Genomic DNA, 19,257 nt, shown 5'->3' with positions numbered 1-19,257 from the left:
CTTTTTACCCTTTATCAACACATTTGAATAAAGGAGACTGAACTTATGGTTACTACATATCTTTTATTTATCGTTGCCTACTTGCTTGGCTCGATTCCATTTGCACTAGTTGTTGGAAAAATTGGCTACGGAATCGATATTCGTGAGCACGGGAGCGGTAATCTAGGCGGAACAAACACATTCCGTACATTAGGGAAAAAAGCAGGTTTTACCGTTACAATTGCTGACATTTTAAAAGGGACATTAGCAACAAGTCTACCAATGATTTTCGGATTAGATATTCACCCCCTATGGTTCGGATTAGCGGCTGTTCTTGGACATGTCTACCCGATCTTCGCGAAATTCCGTGGTGGTAAAGCAGTTGCAACTTCTGCTGGGGTGCTATTATGCTATTCACCAGTTGTTTTTGCAATATTGGCTGTTGTATTTTTCACCCTTTTATTTACAACAAGATACGTATCACTTTCTTCTATGGTAACAGCAGTTGTTGCTGTTATTGCATCCATTGTTAGCGGGGATAAAATCTTCATTATTGCGATGTGTTTATTAGCAGGTATGGTTATTTATAAACACCGTGCAAATATCGGACGAATTATAAATAAAACTGAACCAAAAGCAAACTTTTCAAAAAAGCAAAAATAAGATCGTAACCCACATAACGCAAAAAGAAAACGTGAAGCATATTAATAGCGTCTTTTTGCGTTATTTTTTATACTAAAGAAAAAGCAACATAACTTGGAGGAACTATACATGAATCTTTCCGTAACAAAAGAAGCAGCACAATGGTATAAAACTGAATTAAACTTACAATCAAATGAAACACTACGCTTTTTCGTACAATACGGTGGTTGTAGTACTGTGCAAAAAGGACTTTCTTTAGGTATTCGTAAAGATGATCCTGCACACCCTGCTGTTCAAATTCAAGAAGAAGGTATTAACTTCTTTATTGAAGGCGATGATGAATGGTTCTTCGATGGACATAATTTATCTGTTACACTTAATGAAGGTGACGACTTCCCACAATTTAATTATGAAAAATAAAAAAGCGCGGCTTCTGCCACGCTTTTTTATTTTTTCTTAATTTCCTCATATTTCGCATACCACTCAGGATATAACTTTTTAAATGATACAGGGCGGAATCCTTCTTTTTTCGCACAAATATTCGTCGTACTTGCAGTAATACAAAGATCACCATCACCATTATATATTTCATATCCATATACAACGCGAAGCGGGCTCACAGTATCTACCCATGTTTTTACGATTGCCTTTTCTCCATAACGCATCGCTTTACGATATGAAATTTGTAAATCTAACACAGGAGAAATAATTCCTTCTTTCTCCATTTCAACATATGAAAAACCTAAATCTTGTATAAGTTTCGTGCGACCTAACTCAAGCCACACTAAGTAGTTTGAATGGTAAACAACACCCATTTGATCTGTTTCCGCATAACGGATTTCAACTTCATGTTCTGCTACAAACATATGTATTCGCCTTCTTTCACTTCTGCTACCTTGCATACATTTAATCATAATACAGTAACATCAAAAATAAAATAAAAACAGTGAATCTTTTACTGAAAGGAGCCAGCATATGATTCAAATTGTAACTGTTCGTAGTGGTGATAGCGTATATAGCTTGGCATCAAAATATGGATCAACACCTGACGAAATAGTAAAAGACAATGGACTAAATCCAGCTGAAACGCTCGTTGTTGGTCAGGCACTTATCGTTAATACGAAAGGAAATAATTATTATGTACAGCCTGGTGACAGCCTATATCGAATTTCTCAAACATATAATGTCCCCCTCGCTAGTTTAGCTAAAGTTAATAATTTATCTTTAAAATCTATTCTCCATGTCGGACAACAATTATATGTACCAAAAGGCACAAAACGAGCTGTAGAATCCATCGCTTATTTACAACCTTCAACTATACCGATTAAAGAGAGTTTAGTTAATGCGACACGCGCCATCAATCCATTTTTAACATACTTAGCCTATTTTAGTTTTGAGGCAAAAAGAGATGGCACATTAAAAGAACCTACTGAAACAGCTAAAATTGCTAATATTGCAACGCAAGGTAAAACAATCCCTATGCTCGTTATTACAAATATTGAAAATGGTAATTTCAGTGCCGATCTAACATCAGTTATTTTACGCGACGCAACGATTCAAAACAAATTTATTACTAACATTTTGCAAACAGCTCAAAAATATGGCATGCGAGACATTCATTTCGATTTCGAGAGTGTAGCACCTGAAGACCGCGAGGCGTATAATCGCTTTTTACGAAATGTAAAAACACGCTTACCTAGCGGGTACACATTGAGCACAACTCTCGTACCGAAAACAAGTTCAAATCAAAAGGGAAAATTTTTCGAAGCTCACGATTATAAAGCGCAAGGGCAAATTGTTGATTTCGTCGTCATTATGACATATGACTGGGGATGGCAAGGCGGTCCACCGATGGCGATTTCTCCTATCGGTCCAGTGAAAGAAGTACTTCAATATGCAAAATCTCAAATGCCTCCACAAAAAATTATGATGGGGCAAAATTTATACGGGTTTGATTGGAAGCTTCCATTTAAACAAGGAAATCCACCCGCAAAAGCAATTAGCTCTGTCGCAGCTGTTGCACTAGCTCGTAAATATAATGTTCCTATTCGTTATGATTTCACAGCCCAAGCTCCTCATTTTAATTATTTTGATGAAAACGGCGTGCAACACGAAGTTTGGTTTGAAGATTCACGGTCTGTTCAAAGTAAATTCAATTTAATGAAAGAACAAGGTATAGGTGGTATTAGTTACTGGAAAATCGGTTTACCATTCCCGCAAAATTGGCGTTTACTCGTTGAAAATTTCACGATTACGAAAAAGGGCTGACAAAAGTCAGCCCTTTTTTTCATATTACTGCTAAAAACTCATCTTTCATTTCCTCACAAAAAAGAAGAATGATAACATTCTCCTTTTTAACCGTTATCAACAATCGGTTGTTTACCTGTTTGATCTTGCATTTGCTTTCCTTTATTTCCACCAGCTTTTTTCGATTGTGTTCCAATATGATTTGGTGCAAAGTCTTTTGAATTTTTTTTCGGATTACCCATTACTATCGCCTCCTTAACACTAGTATCGTACTAGTGTTAAGAATTATTCAGCTTGCTTAAAAAGTTTCATTTCATAACGTTTTTCAATGCGCTCTTCAATGCGATCAATTGCATCACGATCGCTTAATAATTGTTGTTTATTTTCATTTACAAGTTCTTCAAACGATTTACGGCGACTTCTTCTCATGTTGTTCACCCTCTCTCCTTCGCTTTCTTATTACATAGTATGAGCAAACGAAAAACTCTTTAATCAGATTTGTAAGAAAATTTTATGTTTTAGTACTCCTAAAAAAACTCCGTGTACAATATATTGTACACGGAGTTTTTTATACCATAATATTTAAATACTCTTTCAACTTTTCATCTGCATTCATTTCATTTTCTTTATAATCATGAAGCGCCTGTAACACAAAATCATACTGTTCTAAAATATAACTTTCTAATTTCATAACATCCTCTAAGCTATTAAGCATAATTCTCGTATTACCAACTTCACTTTTTAACGCTGGTTCACATTTTAAGCTTGTACATATTTCTTTCACATCATCTTCTAATATCTCTGTTAATATATATTTCTTTCGCCCTTTTACCTTTACTCTCATAACTGGATAAAAAGCTTTTATATCTAAATAACTTCCTACATTCATACAACGTAGCCATTCTACATTACGTTTATTACGTGCAAGCATTTCTTTCACCGCTTCGTATACTACGATTTCATCAAGTGAGACCTTATTTACTTTTCTCTGTCCTTCTTCTTCAATAGCTGCACACTTTTGATAAACAGCAGCACACGTAATGCAATCGTCAAATGCATTATGAGAGCTTAAACGAATTCCAAGCATTCGCTTTAACGTTTCAAGTTTATGATTAGGCGCATGCTTCATGTATTTCTTCGCTAAAAATACAGTATCAATTACTTTATTTTTAGGTTCAGGTAGCCCTAGCATATTTACATTACTTTTCAAAAAGCGCATATCAAAAGAAGCATTATGGGCCACAATAACATTTGTATGTAAAAATGCTAAAAATAAAGGTAATACCTCTTCAATCATCGGTGCATCTGAAACACGATAATTGGTAATACCGGTTAAACTCGTTATTCGGTCCGGAATTGGCCGCTCTGGATTCACGTATGAAACAAATTGATCTACCAGTTCATGATTACGATATTTCACCGCTGCAACTTGAATAATTTTATCATTATAAGGGTTAAATCCTGTTGTTTCAAAATCAATTACAACATAATCTAACGGTAAGGATACATTCCCCACTCCATACACTCCTTTATCTCTAAACGATTATATTTCTTACATCATATCATGAAGTTATTACTACTTGAAAAAGAAAAGGCAGAAATGGGAACTCTCCACCTCTACCTTTTCACCATTATTTTAATTTAGCAACCCTTTTCTCCATCTCTTTTTGCGTCATCGGCCCAATAAACTTATCTTGAATGACACCTTTTGTATCTATAAAATACGAAGTTGGAATCGTAATTACTTTATACGCTGTTGTCACATCAATGTTCTTGTCCAATAAAATAGGAAAAGTAATTCCTTTTTCTTTAGCAAAATTGCTTACCTTTTCTTCCCCCCCACCTTTTTCTGAAGGCGTATAGTTGATTGCTAAAATTTCTACGTTTTCTTTATGTTCTTTATAGAAAGCCTCCATATCCGGCATTTCTTGTTGGCAAGGTCCACACCACGTTGCCCAAAAGTTTAAAATCACTTTCTTTCCTTTTAAATCTGATAGCTTTACATTCGTTCCATCTAACTTCGTTAATTCGAAGTCTGGCGCACTCTTCCCTATTTCAATACCATTCCTTGCGATAATCTCTTTCATCGCAGCTTCACTTTTTTCTTGCTTCACTTTTACCGCCTGCTCTTTATTACCAAACTGTTCATAAGCTGCGTATCCCGCTAAACAAAGTAACACTACAATAATCGTAAGCTTCCGCCACATTTTATATCACCCTAACGTATTATCTTCTTTTAACACATTCATCAAAATACTATATACCTTATTTTAGCTTATACGGACAAGCTTGGAAATATTCAGAGTCGAAATAATTAGAATATTCTTATTTAAAGTCTAATTTTTTCCTTTTTATCATATAATTAGAAAAACAGATGAAGTGTTGTTTATCTTCTTATGGGCCCATTCACCTTTTTACTTTCGTACTTATATAAACTTCAACAAAAGGGGGATTTTTTATGAATTCATTCGAAAAAATAACATTATATATTCTTAGTTTTCTTTTATACCCAATCGGTATTATTACATGGATCATTTCACTCTTTAGTAACGATCTTGAAAAAAAGAACATAGGGCGTATTTGTCTTTACATCTCTCTAGTCTCATTCGTCCTTTTCTTAATCCTTGGAATTGCAACTTTCCTTATGACTGCTACCTTTAACGTAGATCTAAATCATTCAGAATCTATCCAATATCAAATAAATGATGTTGAATAAAGATAAGGTCACTGCTCTTATCTTTATTCACATCTCTTTCAAAATGAATGACTATTTATTAATTCTTCAGGACTTCCACATGCAACAATACTTCCTTCTCTCATTATGACAACACGATCCGCTAGTATCACTTTCTCTACATCATGTGTTGCCACAATTCTCGTTACATCTCTTCCTAGTCCTTCAATCATATTCCAAACAGTTTCTTGATTACTCGGATCTAACCCCGCAGTCGGTTCATCTAAAATAATAAGATTCGGATTTGAACCAATTGCTCGTAATAATGCAAGACGTTTTCTTTCTCCTCCCGAAAGCTCTTCTCCACTTTTATGTAGTACAGTTTGAATCCCCTTAGGTAAATCTCTAATTATCGGCTTCATATTTATAAGGTCAATATTTTTTTCTAATTCGTTTTCTAAATACTCCTCCCGGAAATACATATTCTCTTTTACTGTCGTCCGAAAGAAACGAGGTTCTTGCCACACTGTAGTCATTCGAGCCTTTTGACCATAATAAACAACACTACCGTTAGATGGTTTATACAAACCTGTCATTAATTTTAAAAGTGCTGTTTTTCCTGCACCACTTTCTCCGACAATGATAACGAATTCACCAGGATTAATTTGCAAATCAATATTATTAATTCTACATTTCTCTTCTTCACTCTCCTGAAATGAAACATTTGTTATTATCATCCCCATCGCTCTTTCTACATTACTATCTGCCACTCTTTTATCTAAAAAGGAAAAAACTCTATTTGCCGAAGCGACTGCAACTTGTGTCATCATTAATAAATCGCCCACGTAACGGACTGGGAAAAAGAGCATTTCAATTGTAGCTAACACTGCAACAAGTGAACCAACTTCCATTTCCCCTTTCATTATTTTTTGTGCGCCTACAATGAGAACAACGATATATGCTCCTGTTTCAATCACTGTTCCAACTACTCCAATGCAATGTTGCATCATCGTCTTCTTTACTTCCGATTTATAAGATTGTGCCGTTACTCCTTTAAATAAGCGAATGGCCCATTTTTCTTTTTGTACACTACGTAAATCTTGTATACCCTTTACAAACTGTGACACCATCTCTACAACACTCGATTGATTTTTTTGAGCAATGCTTGCAATATCCCTTACCTTTTCTCCCATCAGTATTGGAACAATTGCACTGAAAAATAAAAACGGAGTTACCCACAATATAAACTGTATATCTATATGTTGTAGTGCTATGAAAGCTCCAATAAATTGGGCAATAGCGTGTATATACTCTATTAATATAGAACCATATAATCTGACCCAGTTCGGAATATCAGATACGACCAAAGTTTCTAACTCCCCTTGCTTAATCTTCTCACTCTCTTCAAACGGTAATGAGAAATAGTGACGCAATAATTCTATACGTTTCGTTTGTAATATACGTTGACTGGCTTTTGAGCTTATATAACCAAATAAAAGATTGTTCGTCCACATTAAAAAGCGAATACCCGCAAACAAAGCTATATATAAATACGCACCTTTTAGCTCCCTTTGAATAAGATTGTCTACAATTAATCCCATGAAAATTGGGCGTGATAAATTTAAAATGGCAGCAATTATCCCACTACATACAGCTGCCATTACTAATATTTTCTCTTTTCGTAACGGCCACAATATTCTTTTATATTCTTTCATGACGTTCCCTCCACTTTTCGTAGTAAAAAGAAAGGGATGAAACCATATGGTTTCATCCCTTTCCATAAAATAAGGAAGCTAACTATTGTTAGCTTCCTTATTTTTCATTTCAATTATTTAGTTTGACACTTTTGACTCTTCGATTTTCTCACGAAGAACCATTTGCAGAATACCACCGTGACGGTAGTAGTCAATTTCTACTTCACTATCGAAACGAGCTACTACTTCAAATTGTTTTTCGTTGCCATCTAAATCGGTTGCAACTACTTTTACAAGATCGCGTGGTCTAACTGTTTTGTCGATTTGAATTTCAAATGACTCGTTACCAACAAGACCTAATGTTTCAGCGCTTTCGCCATCTTTAAATTGAAGTGGTAATACGCCCATTAACACTAAGTTACTGCGGTGAATACGTTCGAAGCTTTCTGCGATTACTGCTTTAATACCTAATAAGTTAGTACCTTTCGCAGCCCAGTCACGTGAACTTCCCATACCGTAATCTTTACCAGCAACAACTAGAAGACCAGTTCCATCTTCTTTATATTTCATAGCAGCATCATAGATAGATGTTACTTCACCAGTTGGCCAATATGTTGTATATCCGCCCTCTGTTCCTGGTGCGATTTGGTTTTTAATACGGATGTTTGCAAATGTACCACGCATCATAACTTCATGGTTACCACGACGAGAACCGTAAGAGTTAAAGTCAACTGGTTGTACGCCGTTTTCTAATAAGTAGCGTCCAGCTGGTGTGTGCTTACCAATTGAACCTGCTGGTGAAATGTGGTCTGTCGTTACAGAATCACCAAATTTACCAACTATGCGTAAACCTGATAACGTTTCAACTTCACCTGGCTCTTTAGATAATCCTTCAAAGAATGGTGGGTTTTGAATGTATGTTGAATCATTATCCCAAGTATATAAAGCTTCGTTTGAAGTTTGGATTTCATTCCAACGCTCATTGCTATTAAATACTTGTGCATATTCTTTCTTGAATAGTTCAGATGTAACAACGCTTTGAACTACATCTTCAATTTCTTTAGCTGATGGCCAAATATCGTTGAAGTAAACAGCCTTGCCATTTGCATCCTTACCGATTTCATCATTTTTCAGGTCAATATCAACAGTACCTGCAAGTGCATATGCCACAACAAGTGGTGGTGATGCTAAGTAGTTTGCTTTTACAAGAGGATGAATACGACCTTCAAAGTTACGGTTACCAGATAAAACAGATGTTACTAATAAGTCGTTTGCTGCGATTGCTTCTTCTAATTCTGGCGCTAATGGACCAGAGTTACCGATACAAGTCGTACAGCCGTAACCAACTGTTTGGAAACCTAATTGATCTAAATATGTTGTTAAACCAGACTTATCTAAGTACTCTGTAACAACTTTAGATCCTGGTGCTAATGATGTTTTTACGTACTCAGGTACTACAAGTCCTTTTTCAATTGCTTTCTTCGCAACTAGACCTGCCCCAATTAATACGTATGGGTTTGATGTATTTGTACAGCTTGTAATTGCAGCGATTGCAATTGCACCTGTTTTCATCGTTACTTCTTTATCTTCTAATGTAACCTTCACTTCTTTATCGAACTCTTGCTCATTAAATCCAAGTCCTTGTGTTCCAACTGGTGCTACAACAGCTTTGTGGAACGCATCTTTCATGTCTGAAAGTGGAATTAAATCTTGTGGGCGTTTCGGTCCAGAAAGGTTAGATTCAATTGTATTTAAATCAATTTCAACCAGATCAGTGTAGATTGGATCTTTACTGTCTGCTGTATAGAATAAACCGTTCGCTTTACAGTATTCTTCAACAACGCGAATTTGTTCTTCATCTCTACCTGTTAAACGTAAGTATTCTAATGAAATATCATCGATTGGGAAGAATCCACAAGTTGCGCCGTATTCTGGAGCCATATTTGAAATTGTTGCACGGTCAGCTAAAGGCATGCTCTTTAGTCCATTACCGAAGAACTCAACGAATTTACCAACTACACCTTTTTGACGTAATACTTGTGTTACTTTTAATGCAACGTCAGTTGCTGTAGTACCACTTGGAAGTGTACCAGTTAATTTCACACCGATTACTTCAGGTACTGGGAAGTATGAAGGCTGTCCAAGCATTCCTGCTTCTGCTTCAATACCACCAACGCCCCATCCAAGAACGCCGATACCGTTAATCATTGTTGTATGTGAGTCTGTTCCAACTAATGAATCTGGGTATGCAACTAAGTCACCTTCAGCATTTTTCACAGCATGAACAACTGGTGCTAAATATTCAAGGTTTACTTGGTGTACAATGCCAGTAGCTGGTGGAACTGCACGGTAGTTATCAAATGATTTTTGTGCCCAGCTTAAAAATTTATAACGTTCTTCATTACGTTTAAACTCTAAGTCCATGTTGAATGCAAGCGCGTCTGCCGTACCCGCTCTATCAACCTGTACAGAGTGGTCAATTACAAGGTCTACAGTAATTTCAGGATTAATTTTGTCAGGATCCCCACCCATGTCTGCCATTGCTTTACGAAGCGAAGCCAAATCAACAACAGCTGGAACACCAGTGAAATCTTGTAAAATTACACGAGATGGTTTAAATGGAACATCGATATCTTGCACATCTTTCGTTCCCCATTTCGCTAAATTTGTAACATGCTCTTCTGTGATTACACGTCCGTCTACTTGACGAAGTACTGATTCAAGTAAAACTTTCACGGAATATGGTAATTGAGATACGTTGCCAACCCCTGTATTTTCAAGCGCTTTCAAATCATAATAATGATACGTTTTTCCATCAACTTCAAAAGTTGCACGTGATTGAAATGGATTATGTTTGACCATTATGTTTCCCCCCTGTTAAACGTGACTAAGTTGTCTGAATATAAAATGTAGACAAACTTTTCAATACCTTACGATAATATCTTATTACAACTTTCTAAATAAGTAAATAATAAGAAACTTATAGATTATCATAAGTTTTCTTTATGTTTCTAAATTTGAATAGCTTTCATGCTCCTTATGAATACTATTATCATAAAGTAAAGTGCTCTATCAGCAGTTTACTTACAGTTCATACATACTATGAGCTGCTCATCATGCAACATACAAAAAATGTTATAGAGGTGAAATAAAATGGGTAAACGAAAAGCAAATCATACTATTTCAGGAATGAATGCTGCATCCGCACAAGGACAAGGTGCTGGTTATAACGAAGAATTTGCAAATGAGAATTTAACTCCTGCAGAGCGACAAAATAATAAGAAACGCAAAAAGAACCAGTAACGAAAAATCCCAAAAGGTCTATTTTCCTTTTGGGATTTTTTCTAATGTTTATAACGTAGTAATTCCGAAACCGTTACAAATCGATAGCCCTGCTTTTTCAGCTCAGGCAAAATTTTTGCTAGCGCTGCTACTGTTTGACTACGATCATTTCCACCATCATGTAACAATACAATATCGCCACTTTTAGCATTTTTCACTACATGATTGACAATGGATTCAACCCCTGGATTTGCCCAATCACGTGGGTCTTGATGCCACGACCATAGAACGGTTTGATAACCGGCTTCTTTAGCTGTTTTAAATACAGCATCGTTAATATATCCGCCTGGAGGACGGAATAGCAAAGGCTCTTTCACCCATTTTTCAAAATATTTCTTTCCATCCAGAATGTCATTTTTTAATTTTTCATCTGATGAGTTATTTGCATACAAATGATTCATCGTATGATTTCCAATTTCATGCCCATCTTTTAAAACTTGCTTTACTAAGTATGGATTACGCTGAACTCGAAATCCAATCATAAAAAATGTCGCTTCAGCCTTATATTGACGTAATAAATTTAAAACTTGTGGTGTATACGTTGGATCTGGTCCATCATCAAATGTAATTGCAATAATTTTTTCATTATTAGGTACTTCCCATGTTACATAACCGGTTGGTTCTAGCTCTTTTCTGAGCAACATTTTCGCTTCCACTTTTTCCACTTGAAATATATGTACTGCGCATAATAAAGAAAAAACGATTAAAAAAATCTTCTGTTTTAACATAACGTTCATGAAAGCAACAAGGTTGTCGAATACACAACAACCTTATTTACTTTTCTAATCGATCTACATTCTGCATAATATTTTGGAGATTATTTTCATATTGCTCAAGTTGTGGACGTTGTGTTTCTGAAGCTACCTCTAGTGCATTTTGAATTTGTTCATATGCTTCCTGAACCTCTTGGCGTAACTCTTTTAAATCATGACCGTAGTTAGGGTCATTTTTCACAATATTATTAAATGCATTTTCTGCTTGTGTAACTCCTTGCTGTGCCGCTTGAAAGGCTTGTTGCTTATCTTTATGATATGGCATTATATAATCCCCTTTCTATAATTGTTAGTCCCCTTTATCTTTACCTTTTTTTCTAAAAACATTCTCGTATAAAATCGTCAACTTCTCTCATTCTAAAAAGAAAGAGGAGGTGTCATATACAATGGGTAAAAACAATCGTGAATCTAAAGAAAAAAAAGGACAACCAGAACCATTAAGCGGATCTCATAAAGTGAAAAACCGTAACCATTCACGCCAAAAAAATCATGCACATCATGATATGTAATAAAAAACATTCACATACCGTGCACATTCAACATAAAATGTTTGTATTTCATCATTTATTCTTCACCTCTGTTTCATTCATGCATAACATGATATGAATTGATATTTTACGGAGGGTGTCTTACATGGGCAAGAAAAAGAAGAATTGTCTTTTTCATGTTGATGGTTTCGAAGAATGGATGGATCAATTTTGTTCCGATTCTTATAGTAACTTTAGCTTTCCAAATCAAATTTACATCGATCTTTGCGAAACCGAAGAAGAATATATTTTGGAAACAGATGTACAAAATGTCACGGAACAAAATGTACTCATTAAAAAGTTAGAGACAGGCCTAGCTATATGCATACTTCATAAAAACATTTCCTTGCAACGAACAATCCCTTTACCTACTACTATCATTTATAAAAAGATGCTAGCCTGCTTAGAAAACGGATTTTTAGCCATTCATATTTCCAAAAATGAAGTTGCTGATAAGCATGAAAAGAAAGTTCTTTTTTCAAATTAAGAGTTAATATAATACAAACTGAGCCCCAGTTGGTTACTGGGGCTTATGTTATTTCGCATGCATTCCTATATTAGAATTTCTATCATATCTTTTTTTCGATAAACCTTTTGTAACTAAAAGCACAGGAAATGCCACAGTTGAAAATATAGCTAGTGCTGAAAATACTACAAACCCATTTTGGTAGCCGTAGTAATCGAGAAGTACTCCTCCAAACCACGGACCTATTACTGCTCCAATTCCCGAAAAGCCCATCGCACCGAAGTATGTTCCTTTTAGATGCGCAACAGCAATATCATCAATAAATACATCCGTCATCGAAAACATTAAGACTTCTCCAATTGTAAAAATAATTGTACAAACGGCAGCACCTAGCATAGATTCTACTATTCCAAAGCCAAATAATCCCCCGCTCACAAATAAAGTCCCAACCATAATTGATGTTAACGGTGTATACTTTTTGCACATTTGAATAACAGGGTATTGGATAATCACTACAACAATTGCATTTAAAGCGAGCATATATGAGAATAGCTTCACTCCATCCTCAAATATATGTGCATTTGCAAAATATTGAGATACTGTGGTCGTTAAATGTGAAAAACCACAATTACTCAAAATAATACCGACTAAAGCAACTAAAAATACTATATCTTTTCGCAATATACGCATTGCATTTAGCATTGTAACAGGTTTTTCTTTATTCACTTTCTTTTTTTCTATTGGATACTTCTTAAATTGGAACGCTAATATAGCTGTATATAAAATATATACCCCAGCTGCTACTAAAAAAGGAATTGTAGATTTTGCGCTTCCGATTTGTAATCCGACAAGTGGGCCAATCGCTACTCCAACATTGATTGCACCATAACGCAAATTATATACGAGTAAACGATACTCTGGTTTCGTTAAATCTGATAATAATGCTCTTGATGTTGGCTCAAAAAACGACCTACATAATCCATTTAAAGCGTTTAATAAAAAGAAACTTAAAACATGATCCGCAAGTGAAAAACCTATAAACACAAAAATCCAAACGATCATGGACCAGAGCATAATCGTTTTCCGGCCAAATCGATCTGATAAATTCCCTCCGATAAAACTAGCAAAAACACCTACAAGTGCACTCGTTCCAATAATAGCACCAGTCATTCCAGCTGATACACCTTTAACAGTCGTTAAATAAATCGCTAAAAAAGGGATACTCATTGAAGTTGCAAACCTAGCAAACAATGTCCCTAAAATAATACTCATTCCAAGCGGATGAATATGCTGTAACTTCCCCTTCATCGTTAAACCTACTCTCTCTATTTTCACAAAAAAAAGAAAGCAAAGGATCTGCTTTCTTTTCCTTTTTCTATACTTGAGCTGTTGATACCCGAGTTGTTCTCGTTATGTCCATATCAATTCCATATGTGAACTGTAATTCTTTACACACATCTTTAATTAAGATTGCAACATTATACTTTTCATTAAATTGTAAAACTATGTTTTCTACTTCTTCATATGTATACTTATATTCCCCTGTAATGACACTTTTTAGATCAAAGCATTCGTTAATACAAAGTTGTACAAGTAGCTGATCATATTTCTCTATTACATCTTCTTTCTTCCAAAGTAACTCTTTTACATATAATCGATCAAACTTCACACTTTCTCGATTACAATCCGTTAAAATCCGGGTCATTTCGTTTAATTCTCGATATAATTCGGAAATATTTCTACTTAAACTAAGCAGTTTATCTACGCCGTTTTCATATAACATATTTATTCCACCCCCGCATTTTCTTTCCCTTATTATAGCAAGAAAATTCTAAAAATAGTTTCTTTCTTCTGAAATATTAGGAAACTAATTTCAATTGCATTACAATGAAACTAGTTAATGCGAGAGGAGAAAGAAAATTGGAGCACAAATTATATTACACTGACGCTTATAAGCAAGACTTTACTACTAAAATTATAAAGCAAGATTATGATAAAGACGGTAACTTATACGTTGTTTTGAATGAAACAGCATTTTATCCGACAGGTGGCGGACAACCATATGATACTGGTACATTAAATGATATCAATGTAATCAATGTAGAAGAGATAAACGGAGAAATTCGTCACTACATTGCAGAACAATTACATACAGAAGACGTAGAAGGTAAAATCAATTGGGAGCGCCGTTTTGATCATATGCAACAACATGCAGCTCAGCACATTTTATCTGCTGCTTTTTGGGACCATTTTAACATGCCTACAATTGGATTCCATCTTGGTAAAGAAACAGTAACAATTGATTTAGAAACAGAAAATCTTCATGCAGAAACGGTTGAAAAAGCAATACAAATTGCAAACAAAATTGTTTTTGAAAACCATCCAATCCGCATCCAGTGGATGGACTTAGAAGAAGCGAAAACGTTGCCCCTTCGTAAAGAACCGACTATGACAGAAAATATACGGGTTGTTATTATCGAAAACTTTGACTACAACGGCTGTGGTGGAACGCATCCGAAACGAACTGGTGAAGTTGGTCCTATTCAAGTACTAGGATGGGAGCGCAATAAAGGTGGTATACGCTTAACGTTTATCGCTGGTTGGCGTACACTTAAATTAATGGGACAACAGCAACAAATTATGAAAGATGTTTCTAAACAATTAAACAGTAGCGAAAATGATATTCCAGCAAAAGTGGCGCAACTGCTTACTTCTCAAAAAGAAAACGAAAAAACAATACAAACAATGAATGAAAAATTATTATTTGCAGAGGCAAATGAACTACTTCTACAACCTATAAAAATTCATGCCGGCATACTTATTTCTAAAGTATTTACAAATCGTTCTATGCAAGAAATCGCAAAACTTTCCGCTATTATTACAGAACAACAAGAGCATGCAATTACGTATTTCGTCATCGAAAATGATGACAAACTACAATGTATTCTCGCTTGCGGAAAATCAGTATCACTCGATATGAATGCTCTTTTAAAAGACGCTCTTCCTACAATCGAAGGAAAAGGTGGCGGAAATAAGAAGAGTGCTCGCGGTGGCGGGAAAGCAATTATGAGCGGAGATGAATTTTTAAATCAGCTTGTTTCTTCTTTACAGTCGGCGGTGTAAAGCATTTTTAGTAAGGATAGCTAACAGCTATCCTTACTCTATACTTACAAACCAATATTTTGTTTCAATCCTTGGTAACTCCCTGCATTTGAAAAACCTTCACTTATAAGAGTTATAAAAGTTTCTGAAAAACCATAATGACTTATATCTTTAATCGGCACCATTTGCACATCATGAATTGGATTATGATCAAATTCATTTGAGGGTAACGTAATTTCCCCTGTAATCTTTTCAAGTAGAAATGTAATATGTAGTAAAGATGGACTGGCATCCGGTTTATCACAAACATAGAGTAGCTTCTTAATTTTAACTTCTAATCCCGTTTCTTCTCTCATTTCTCTAATCATCGCCTCTTCTAACATTTCACCATTCTCCACTCTTCCTCCAGGTAAAGACCAATTTCGATTAGCCACTTTTTGCTTTACTAGCAATACCTTTTCATCTTCAATTAAAATTCCTGTAACACGAACTTGCATTACATTTTCCATATGCAATCTCCTCTTCCCATTATATTTACAAATTAACCCTTCCATAAAAAGAACATACGTTTTATAATTGAAGAAAATTATGGAAGAAAGTAGTTGTTACATTCATGCGTCCACCTTTAACAAAGTCTATATCACTTGAAGATTTCCAAAACTATTATTGGTTAAAAGCAGAACTCCAAACATTTTGTCGTGAACATGGGTTGCCAGCTAGTGGCTCTAAGATCGAAATAACCGAGCGTATCTCACATTATTTAACTACTGGTAAAATATTGAAAAACAGCTCTGTTCAAAAGGTGAGTAAAGCTTCCCTATCCTATAAAGACCTTTCTCTTCAAACGATTATTACTAACAATCACCGCTGTAGCGAAGATGTTCGTGCTTTTTTCAAAGAAAAAATCGGAACAAACTTCCGCTTTACAGTAGCTCTTCAAAAATTTTTCAAAGAGAATGTTGGAAAAACATATGAAGACGCGATAGCTTTTTGGCATGAAGAAAACGAACGAAAAAAAGACCCTACATACAAAACAACTATCGGTACACAATTTGAATACAATCGCTTTACTCGTGACTTTTTCGAAGATCCAAATAATAAAGGGAAAGCAAAAGCTGATGCGATTGCTGCTTGGAACGAAATGAAAGCGAAGCCTGGTAGCAATATTTATGTTCCTCAAAAAGTAGAAAACTAGTTACTTCGCTAGTCTTCTACTTTCTCAAATAATAGCGCAATCCCTATCCCGCCTCCAATTCCTAATGTAGCAATTCCATATTTCATAGACTCTCTTTGTGCCTGATAAAACAAACGTGTTACAAGCATAGCACCAGATGCACCGTACGGATGACCGAGCGCAATTGCTCCACCATTTACATTTACTTTTTCGTACGGAATTTGTAACTCTTTTGCGCAAGCAACAACTTTTGAGGCGAATGCTTCATTTATTTCAAAATAATCGATGTCCTCTACTTTTACATTCATTTCGTTTAATAATTTGTTCACCGCAAATATCGGACCAGTCCCTGGAAGCTTGGGATCCACTCCCACTACAGCACTACGAACGAAACGAAGGACAGGTTTATAACCTAACTTTCGGGCTTGTCCCTCTTCCATTACAAGAACAGCACATGCCCCATCATTTACACCACATGAATTACCTGCCGTCACTGTTCCATTTTGTAAAAATGCGGGCTTTGTTCTTTTAATGATTCGTTCATAATTCATTTCTGGCTTTATAGATTCATCTAATAATCCATTAAAAGAAAATATTTCATCATGTATATATCCTTTTTCTAACGCTTGCAGTGTCCGCTTATAACTAAGACAAGCATACTCGTCTTGCATTTCTCTCGTTATATTATAACGCTCCGCAACATATTCAGCCGCTACTCCCATGTCAGGATCACCAATTGTTTCAGGTGAAAATCGTGCTCTTTTTTGAAAAGGTGACGTACTTGTACTCTCTACTCCCCCGGCGATATAACACTTACCTGCCCCGCCTTGAATGAGATGACACGCAGTTCGAATTGCTTCTAAACCAGCACCACATTGCCGATCAATCGTTACACCAGGAATATGATAGCCAAGTCCCGCCTCTAAAGCAGATAGTCTCGCAACATTCCCTCCTGGCCCAACAACATTACCTAATATGACATCATCTATTTCCCTCTCAATCCCTTTACTTAAAAACGTAAGAAGCGGCGTTGTTAATTGCTGAACTTCATACTCTTTTAACATCCCATTCTTCTTACCAATAGGTGTTCTTTTCGCCTCTACAATGACTGCTCTATTCATATATTTTCTCCCGGTTTTCAATCATACTTTTTGCTTCCATACGAGCGATTTTCCCACTATTTGTATAAGGTATTCCATCTACAAAATGCCATTCTTTCGGTATTTTAAAAGAGGATAATCTCTGTAAGCAAAAACTCTTTAATTGTTGTTTCGTAGCACTTCCTTTTACGATCGCGACGGGCTTTTCACCCCAGTAACTATCTTTCACACCAATTACAACTATTTCATCAACAGCTGGGTGTTCATGTAATACACTTTCTATTTCTTCTGGATAAATATTGATTCCTCCAAATAAAATCATATTCTTCTCTCTACCAACAATATATATAAAGCCTTCTTCATCTTCATAGCCTACATCTCGCACTGTCATCCAACCTTCTGCATTCAACTCCCGTGTTAAAACCCCATCTATTATGTATCCCATAAAAAACTGATCACTTTTCACATAAACAGTTCCTATTTCACCTTTTTGTACTTCTTCGCCTGCTTCATTACATATTCGAACTTGCACATTATGACAAGGTTTTCCCACTGAATTTGGCCTTCTTTCGCTTTCTGCATCGACTAGTGCTGTTACAAAACTTAACTCTGATGCACCATAAAATTCATATCTTTTCGCATAAGGAAATATATTCTTTATTTTTTCTTTCGCTTCAGCTTCCCATTTCGCTCCTGACGAAATAATTTTCACTTTATTTTCTATTAATCTACTTTCTTTATATAAAGATTCAAGCATTGTCGGAACTGTATACATAACTGATATATTTTCAGTTTCTAACTTATCTAATACTTGATTTGGAAAGAACTTTCTCATAATGTGCACTGTTTGTCCTACATATAATGCACTTATTGCCCCGTATAAGAAAAGAGAATGAACGAGCGTCCCAGCTATTAAAATCGAATCCTCCCTTTTCATATGAAAGTCATGTACATTACAATCAAAACTATGAACCCACGATTGTTGTGCACGTAAAAATGCTTTTGCTGTTCCTGTTGATCCTGATGTAAATCCAATATAAAAAGGAGCATGTTGTACACTTTCTACAGTGGAATATGTAGGAAGATATTTCTCTATCATTCTTTTCCACTCATCAATTTCAATTACTCTTCCTTCTTCATCCAATAGATCATTCACCTTATATCGTTCTGTCACAATCATATCCGGATTACTAATTTCAATTCTTTCTCTGAGCTCATCTTGTTTCCACTTTATATCTAACGGAACACAAACCCACCCGGCCATAGCGGCACCAGAAAATAGTTGTAAAAACTCTATACGATTTTCTAATAGGATTGCTATCGTTTTATTCTTCGATTTTTTTTCATTTAACCAGCTTGCTACTTTACAAACTGATTCAAACCACTCTTTATATGTTAAAACTCTATCATTTTCCTTTATCGCTATTTTATTTGGTTGTAAAGAGGCATGCTTTTTATATTCTTTTGTAATCCCCATATGAGACGTCCTTTCTTTACAATAATAATAAAAAGAAACACGCAATTAACGTGTTTCTTC

Annotated in this window: 23 protein-coding genes; 9 read left to right on the top strand and 14 right to left on the bottom strand. The window is 35.5% G+C overall.

Annotated elements, in window-relative coordinates; translation table 11 throughout:
* Nucleotides 1–45 precede the first annotated feature (45 nt).
* Both plsY and H6481_RS17490 read left to right on the top strand, forming a co-directional pair.
* On the top strand, nucleotides 46–642 hold the full coding sequence (gene plsY, locus H6481_RS17495) for a glycerol-3-phosphate 1-O-acyltransferase PlsY (protein WP_000258974.1): 597 nt from the start codon (nucleotides 46–48) through the stop codon (nucleotides 640–642).
* A gap of 108 nt (nucleotides 643–750) precedes the next feature.
* Nucleotides 751–1,041 carry a HesB/YadR/YfhF family protein gene (locus H6481_RS17490; RefSeq protein WP_001054455.1) on the top strand — a complete coding sequence of 97 codons (291 nt, stop codon included), beginning with the start codon at nucleotides 751–753 and terminating at the stop codon, nucleotides 1,039–1,041.
* 26 nt (nucleotides 1,042–1,067) lie between these two features.
* Here the strand turns inward: H6481_RS17490 and H6481_RS17485 are convergent, their stop codons facing one another.
* On the bottom strand, nucleotides 1,068–1,487 hold the full coding sequence (locus H6481_RS17485) for a thioesterase family protein (RefSeq protein WP_000495808.1): 420 nt from the start codon (nucleotides 1,485–1,487) through the stop codon (nucleotides 1,068–1,070).
* Nucleotides 1,488–1,596: 109 nt separating this feature from the next.
* On the opposite strand from H6481_RS17485, the gene H6481_RS17480 reads away from it, so the two are divergent.
* Entirely contained in the window at nucleotides 1,597–2,889 is a 1,293-nt protein-coding gene (locus tag H6481_RS17480; RefSeq protein ID WP_000614858.1) for a glycosyl hydrolase family 18 protein, read from the top strand.
* An 86-nt stretch (nucleotides 2,890–2,975) separates the two neighbouring features.
* Here H6481_RS17480 and sspN read toward each other — a convergent pair whose 3' ends face one another.
* The 4 genes from sspN to H6481_RS17460 all read right to left on the bottom strand — a co-directional run bounded on the left by sspN (nucleotide 2,976) and on the right by H6481_RS17460 (nucleotide 5,075).
* Nucleotides 2,976–3,110, bottom strand: a complete 135-nt coding sequence (gene sspN / locus H6481_RS17475; protein WP_000527987.1) for an acid-soluble spore protein SspN — start codon at nucleotides 3,108–3,110, stop codon at nucleotides 2,976–2,978.
* 43 nt (nucleotides 3,111–3,153) lie between these two features.
* On the bottom strand, nucleotides 3,154–3,297 hold the full coding sequence (locus tag H6481_RS17470; RefSeq protein WP_001254699.1) for an FbpB family small basic protein: 144 nt from the start codon (nucleotides 3,295–3,297) through the stop codon (nucleotides 3,154–3,156).
* A gap of 139 nt (nucleotides 3,298–3,436) precedes the next feature.
* Nucleotides 3,437–4,384 carry a 3'-5' exonuclease gene (locus tag H6481_RS17465; RefSeq protein ID WP_182812481.1) on the bottom strand — a complete coding sequence of 316 codons (948 nt, stop codon included), beginning with the start codon at nucleotides 4,382–4,384 and terminating at the stop codon, nucleotides 3,437–3,439.
* A gap of 115 nt (nucleotides 4,385–4,499) precedes the next feature.
* Nucleotides 4,500–5,075 (bottom strand): redoxin domain-containing protein, encoded by a 576-nt coding sequence (locus H6481_RS17460; protein WP_000269083.1) that lies wholly within the window; start codon nucleotides 5,073–5,075, stop codon nucleotides 4,500–4,502.
* A 251-nt stretch (nucleotides 5,076–5,326) separates the two neighbouring features.
* On the opposite strand from H6481_RS17460, the gene H6481_RS17455 reads away from it, so the two are divergent.
* Complete coding sequence (locus H6481_RS17455; RefSeq protein ID WP_016123225.1) at nucleotides 5,327–5,584, top strand: hypothetical protein; 258 nt, start codon at nucleotides 5,327–5,329, stop codon at nucleotides 5,582–5,584.
* A gap of 38 nt (nucleotides 5,585–5,622) precedes the next feature.
* Here the strand turns inward: H6481_RS17455 and H6481_RS17450 are convergent, their stop codons facing one another.
* Nucleotides 5,623–7,257 (bottom strand): ABC transporter ATP-binding protein, encoded by a 1,635-nt coding sequence (locus tag H6481_RS17450; RefSeq protein ID WP_182812478.1) that lies wholly within the window; start codon nucleotides 7,255–7,257, stop codon nucleotides 5,623–5,625.
* Nucleotides 7,258–7,374: 117 nt separating this feature from the next.
* Nucleotides 7,375–10,098, bottom strand: a complete 2,724-nt coding sequence (acnA, locus tag H6481_RS17445) for an aconitate hydratase AcnA (RefSeq protein WP_098818245.1) — start codon at nucleotides 10,096–10,098, stop codon at nucleotides 7,375–7,377.
* A 291-nt stretch (nucleotides 10,099–10,389) separates the two neighbouring features.
* On the opposite strand from acnA, the gene sspO reads away from it, so the two are divergent.
* Nucleotides 10,390–10,539 carry an acid-soluble spore protein SspO gene (sspO, locus tag H6481_RS17440; protein ID WP_000518052.1) on the top strand — a complete coding sequence of 50 codons (150 nt, stop codon included), beginning with the start codon at nucleotides 10,390–10,392 and terminating at the stop codon, nucleotides 10,537–10,539.
* Between the two features lie 41 nt (nucleotides 10,540–10,580).
* Here sspO and pdaB read toward each other — a convergent pair whose 3' ends face one another.
* Both pdaB and H6481_RS17430 read right to left on the bottom strand, forming a co-directional pair.
* The gene (gene pdaB, locus H6481_RS17435; RefSeq protein ID WP_109737209.1) at nucleotides 10,581–11,306 is read right to left on the bottom strand and encodes a polysaccharide deacetylase family sporulation protein PdaB; all 726 of its coding nucleotides are present in this window, start codon (nucleotides 11,304–11,306) and stop codon (nucleotides 10,581–10,583) included.
* Nucleotides 11,307–11,352: 46 nt separating this feature from the next.
* Nucleotides 11,353–11,616, bottom strand: coding sequence for a hypothetical protein (locus H6481_RS17430; RefSeq protein WP_023522728.1), 264 nt, complete (start codon nucleotides 11,614–11,616; stop codon nucleotides 11,353–11,355).
* Nucleotides 11,617–11,737: 121 nt separating this feature from the next.
* Here H6481_RS17430 and H6481_RS17425 point away from each other — a divergent pair, with 121 nt between their 5' ends.
* Together H6481_RS17425 and H6481_RS17420 are read left to right on the top strand one after the other, a co-directional pair.
* Nucleotides 11,738–11,860 carry a small acid-soluble spore protein P gene (locus H6481_RS17425; protein ID WP_000517651.1) on the top strand — a complete coding sequence of 41 codons (123 nt, stop codon included), beginning with the start codon at nucleotides 11,738–11,740 and terminating at the stop codon, nucleotides 11,858–11,860.
* 124 nt (nucleotides 11,861–11,984) lie between these two features.
* Complete coding sequence (locus H6481_RS17420; RefSeq protein WP_023522729.1) at nucleotides 11,985–12,365, top strand: Hsp20/alpha crystallin family protein; 381 nt, start codon at nucleotides 11,985–11,987, stop codon at nucleotides 12,363–12,365.
* A gap of 48 nt (nucleotides 12,366–12,413) precedes the next feature.
* Here the strand turns inward: H6481_RS17420 and H6481_RS17415 are convergent, their stop codons facing one another.
* Both H6481_RS17415 and H6481_RS17410 read right to left on the bottom strand, forming a co-directional pair.
* Complete coding sequence (locus tag H6481_RS17415; RefSeq protein ID WP_043924692.1) at nucleotides 12,414–13,652, bottom strand: MFS transporter; 1,239 nt, start codon at nucleotides 13,650–13,652, stop codon at nucleotides 12,414–12,416.
* Between the two features lie 67 nt (nucleotides 13,653–13,719).
* Complete coding sequence (locus tag H6481_RS17410; RefSeq protein ID WP_000965149.1) at nucleotides 13,720–14,127, bottom strand: hypothetical protein; 408 nt, start codon at nucleotides 14,125–14,127, stop codon at nucleotides 13,720–13,722.
* A 137-nt stretch (nucleotides 14,128–14,264) separates the two neighbouring features.
* Here H6481_RS17410 and H6481_RS17405 point away from each other — a divergent pair, with 137 nt between their 5' ends.
* A complete protein-coding gene (locus H6481_RS17405) occupies nucleotides 14,265–15,467 on the top strand; it encodes a DHHA1 domain-containing protein (RefSeq protein ID WP_182812475.1) in 1,203 nt (400 codons plus the stop codon).
* A gap of 44 nt (nucleotides 15,468–15,511) precedes the next feature.
* Here H6481_RS17405 and H6481_RS17400 read toward each other — a convergent pair whose 3' ends face one another.
* Nucleotides 15,512–15,955, bottom strand: a complete 444-nt coding sequence (locus H6481_RS17400) for an NUDIX hydrolase (RefSeq protein ID WP_182812472.1) — start codon at nucleotides 15,953–15,955, stop codon at nucleotides 15,512–15,514.
* A gap of 104 nt (nucleotides 15,956–16,059) precedes the next feature.
* Between H6481_RS17400 and H6481_RS17395 the strand changes: the two genes are divergently transcribed.
* Nucleotides 16,060–16,641 (top strand): DUF6434 domain-containing protein, encoded by a 582-nt coding sequence (locus H6481_RS17395; RefSeq protein ID WP_182812469.1) that lies wholly within the window; start codon nucleotides 16,060–16,062, stop codon nucleotides 16,639–16,641.
* Between the two features lie 8 nt (nucleotides 16,642–16,649).
* Here the strand turns inward: H6481_RS17395 and H6481_RS17390 are convergent, their stop codons facing one another.
* The gene (locus tag H6481_RS17390) at nucleotides 16,650–17,741 is read right to left on the bottom strand and encodes an acetyl-CoA C-acyltransferase (RefSeq protein ID WP_001078003.1); all 1,092 of its coding nucleotides are present in this window, start codon (nucleotides 17,739–17,741) and stop codon (nucleotides 16,650–16,652) included.
* Complete coding sequence (locus H6481_RS17385) at nucleotides 17,734–19,197, bottom strand: acyl-CoA synthetase (protein ID WP_097961065.1); 1,464 nt, start codon at nucleotides 19,195–19,197, stop codon at nucleotides 17,734–17,736. Before H6481_RS17385 ends, H6481_RS17390 begins: the two co-directional genes overlap by 8 nt.
* Between the last annotated feature and the right edge of the window lie 60 nt (nucleotides 19,198–19,257).

Origin of the sequence: Bacillus sp. ME78, from assembly GCF_903970865.1 — a bacterium.
Classification (GTDB): domain Bacteria; phylum Bacillota; class Bacilli; order Bacillales; family Bacillaceae_G; genus Bacillus_A; species Bacillus_A cereus.
The sequence above is the reverse complement of the archived record's forward strand: the minus strand, read 5'-3'. Positions and strand labels throughout refer to the sequence as shown.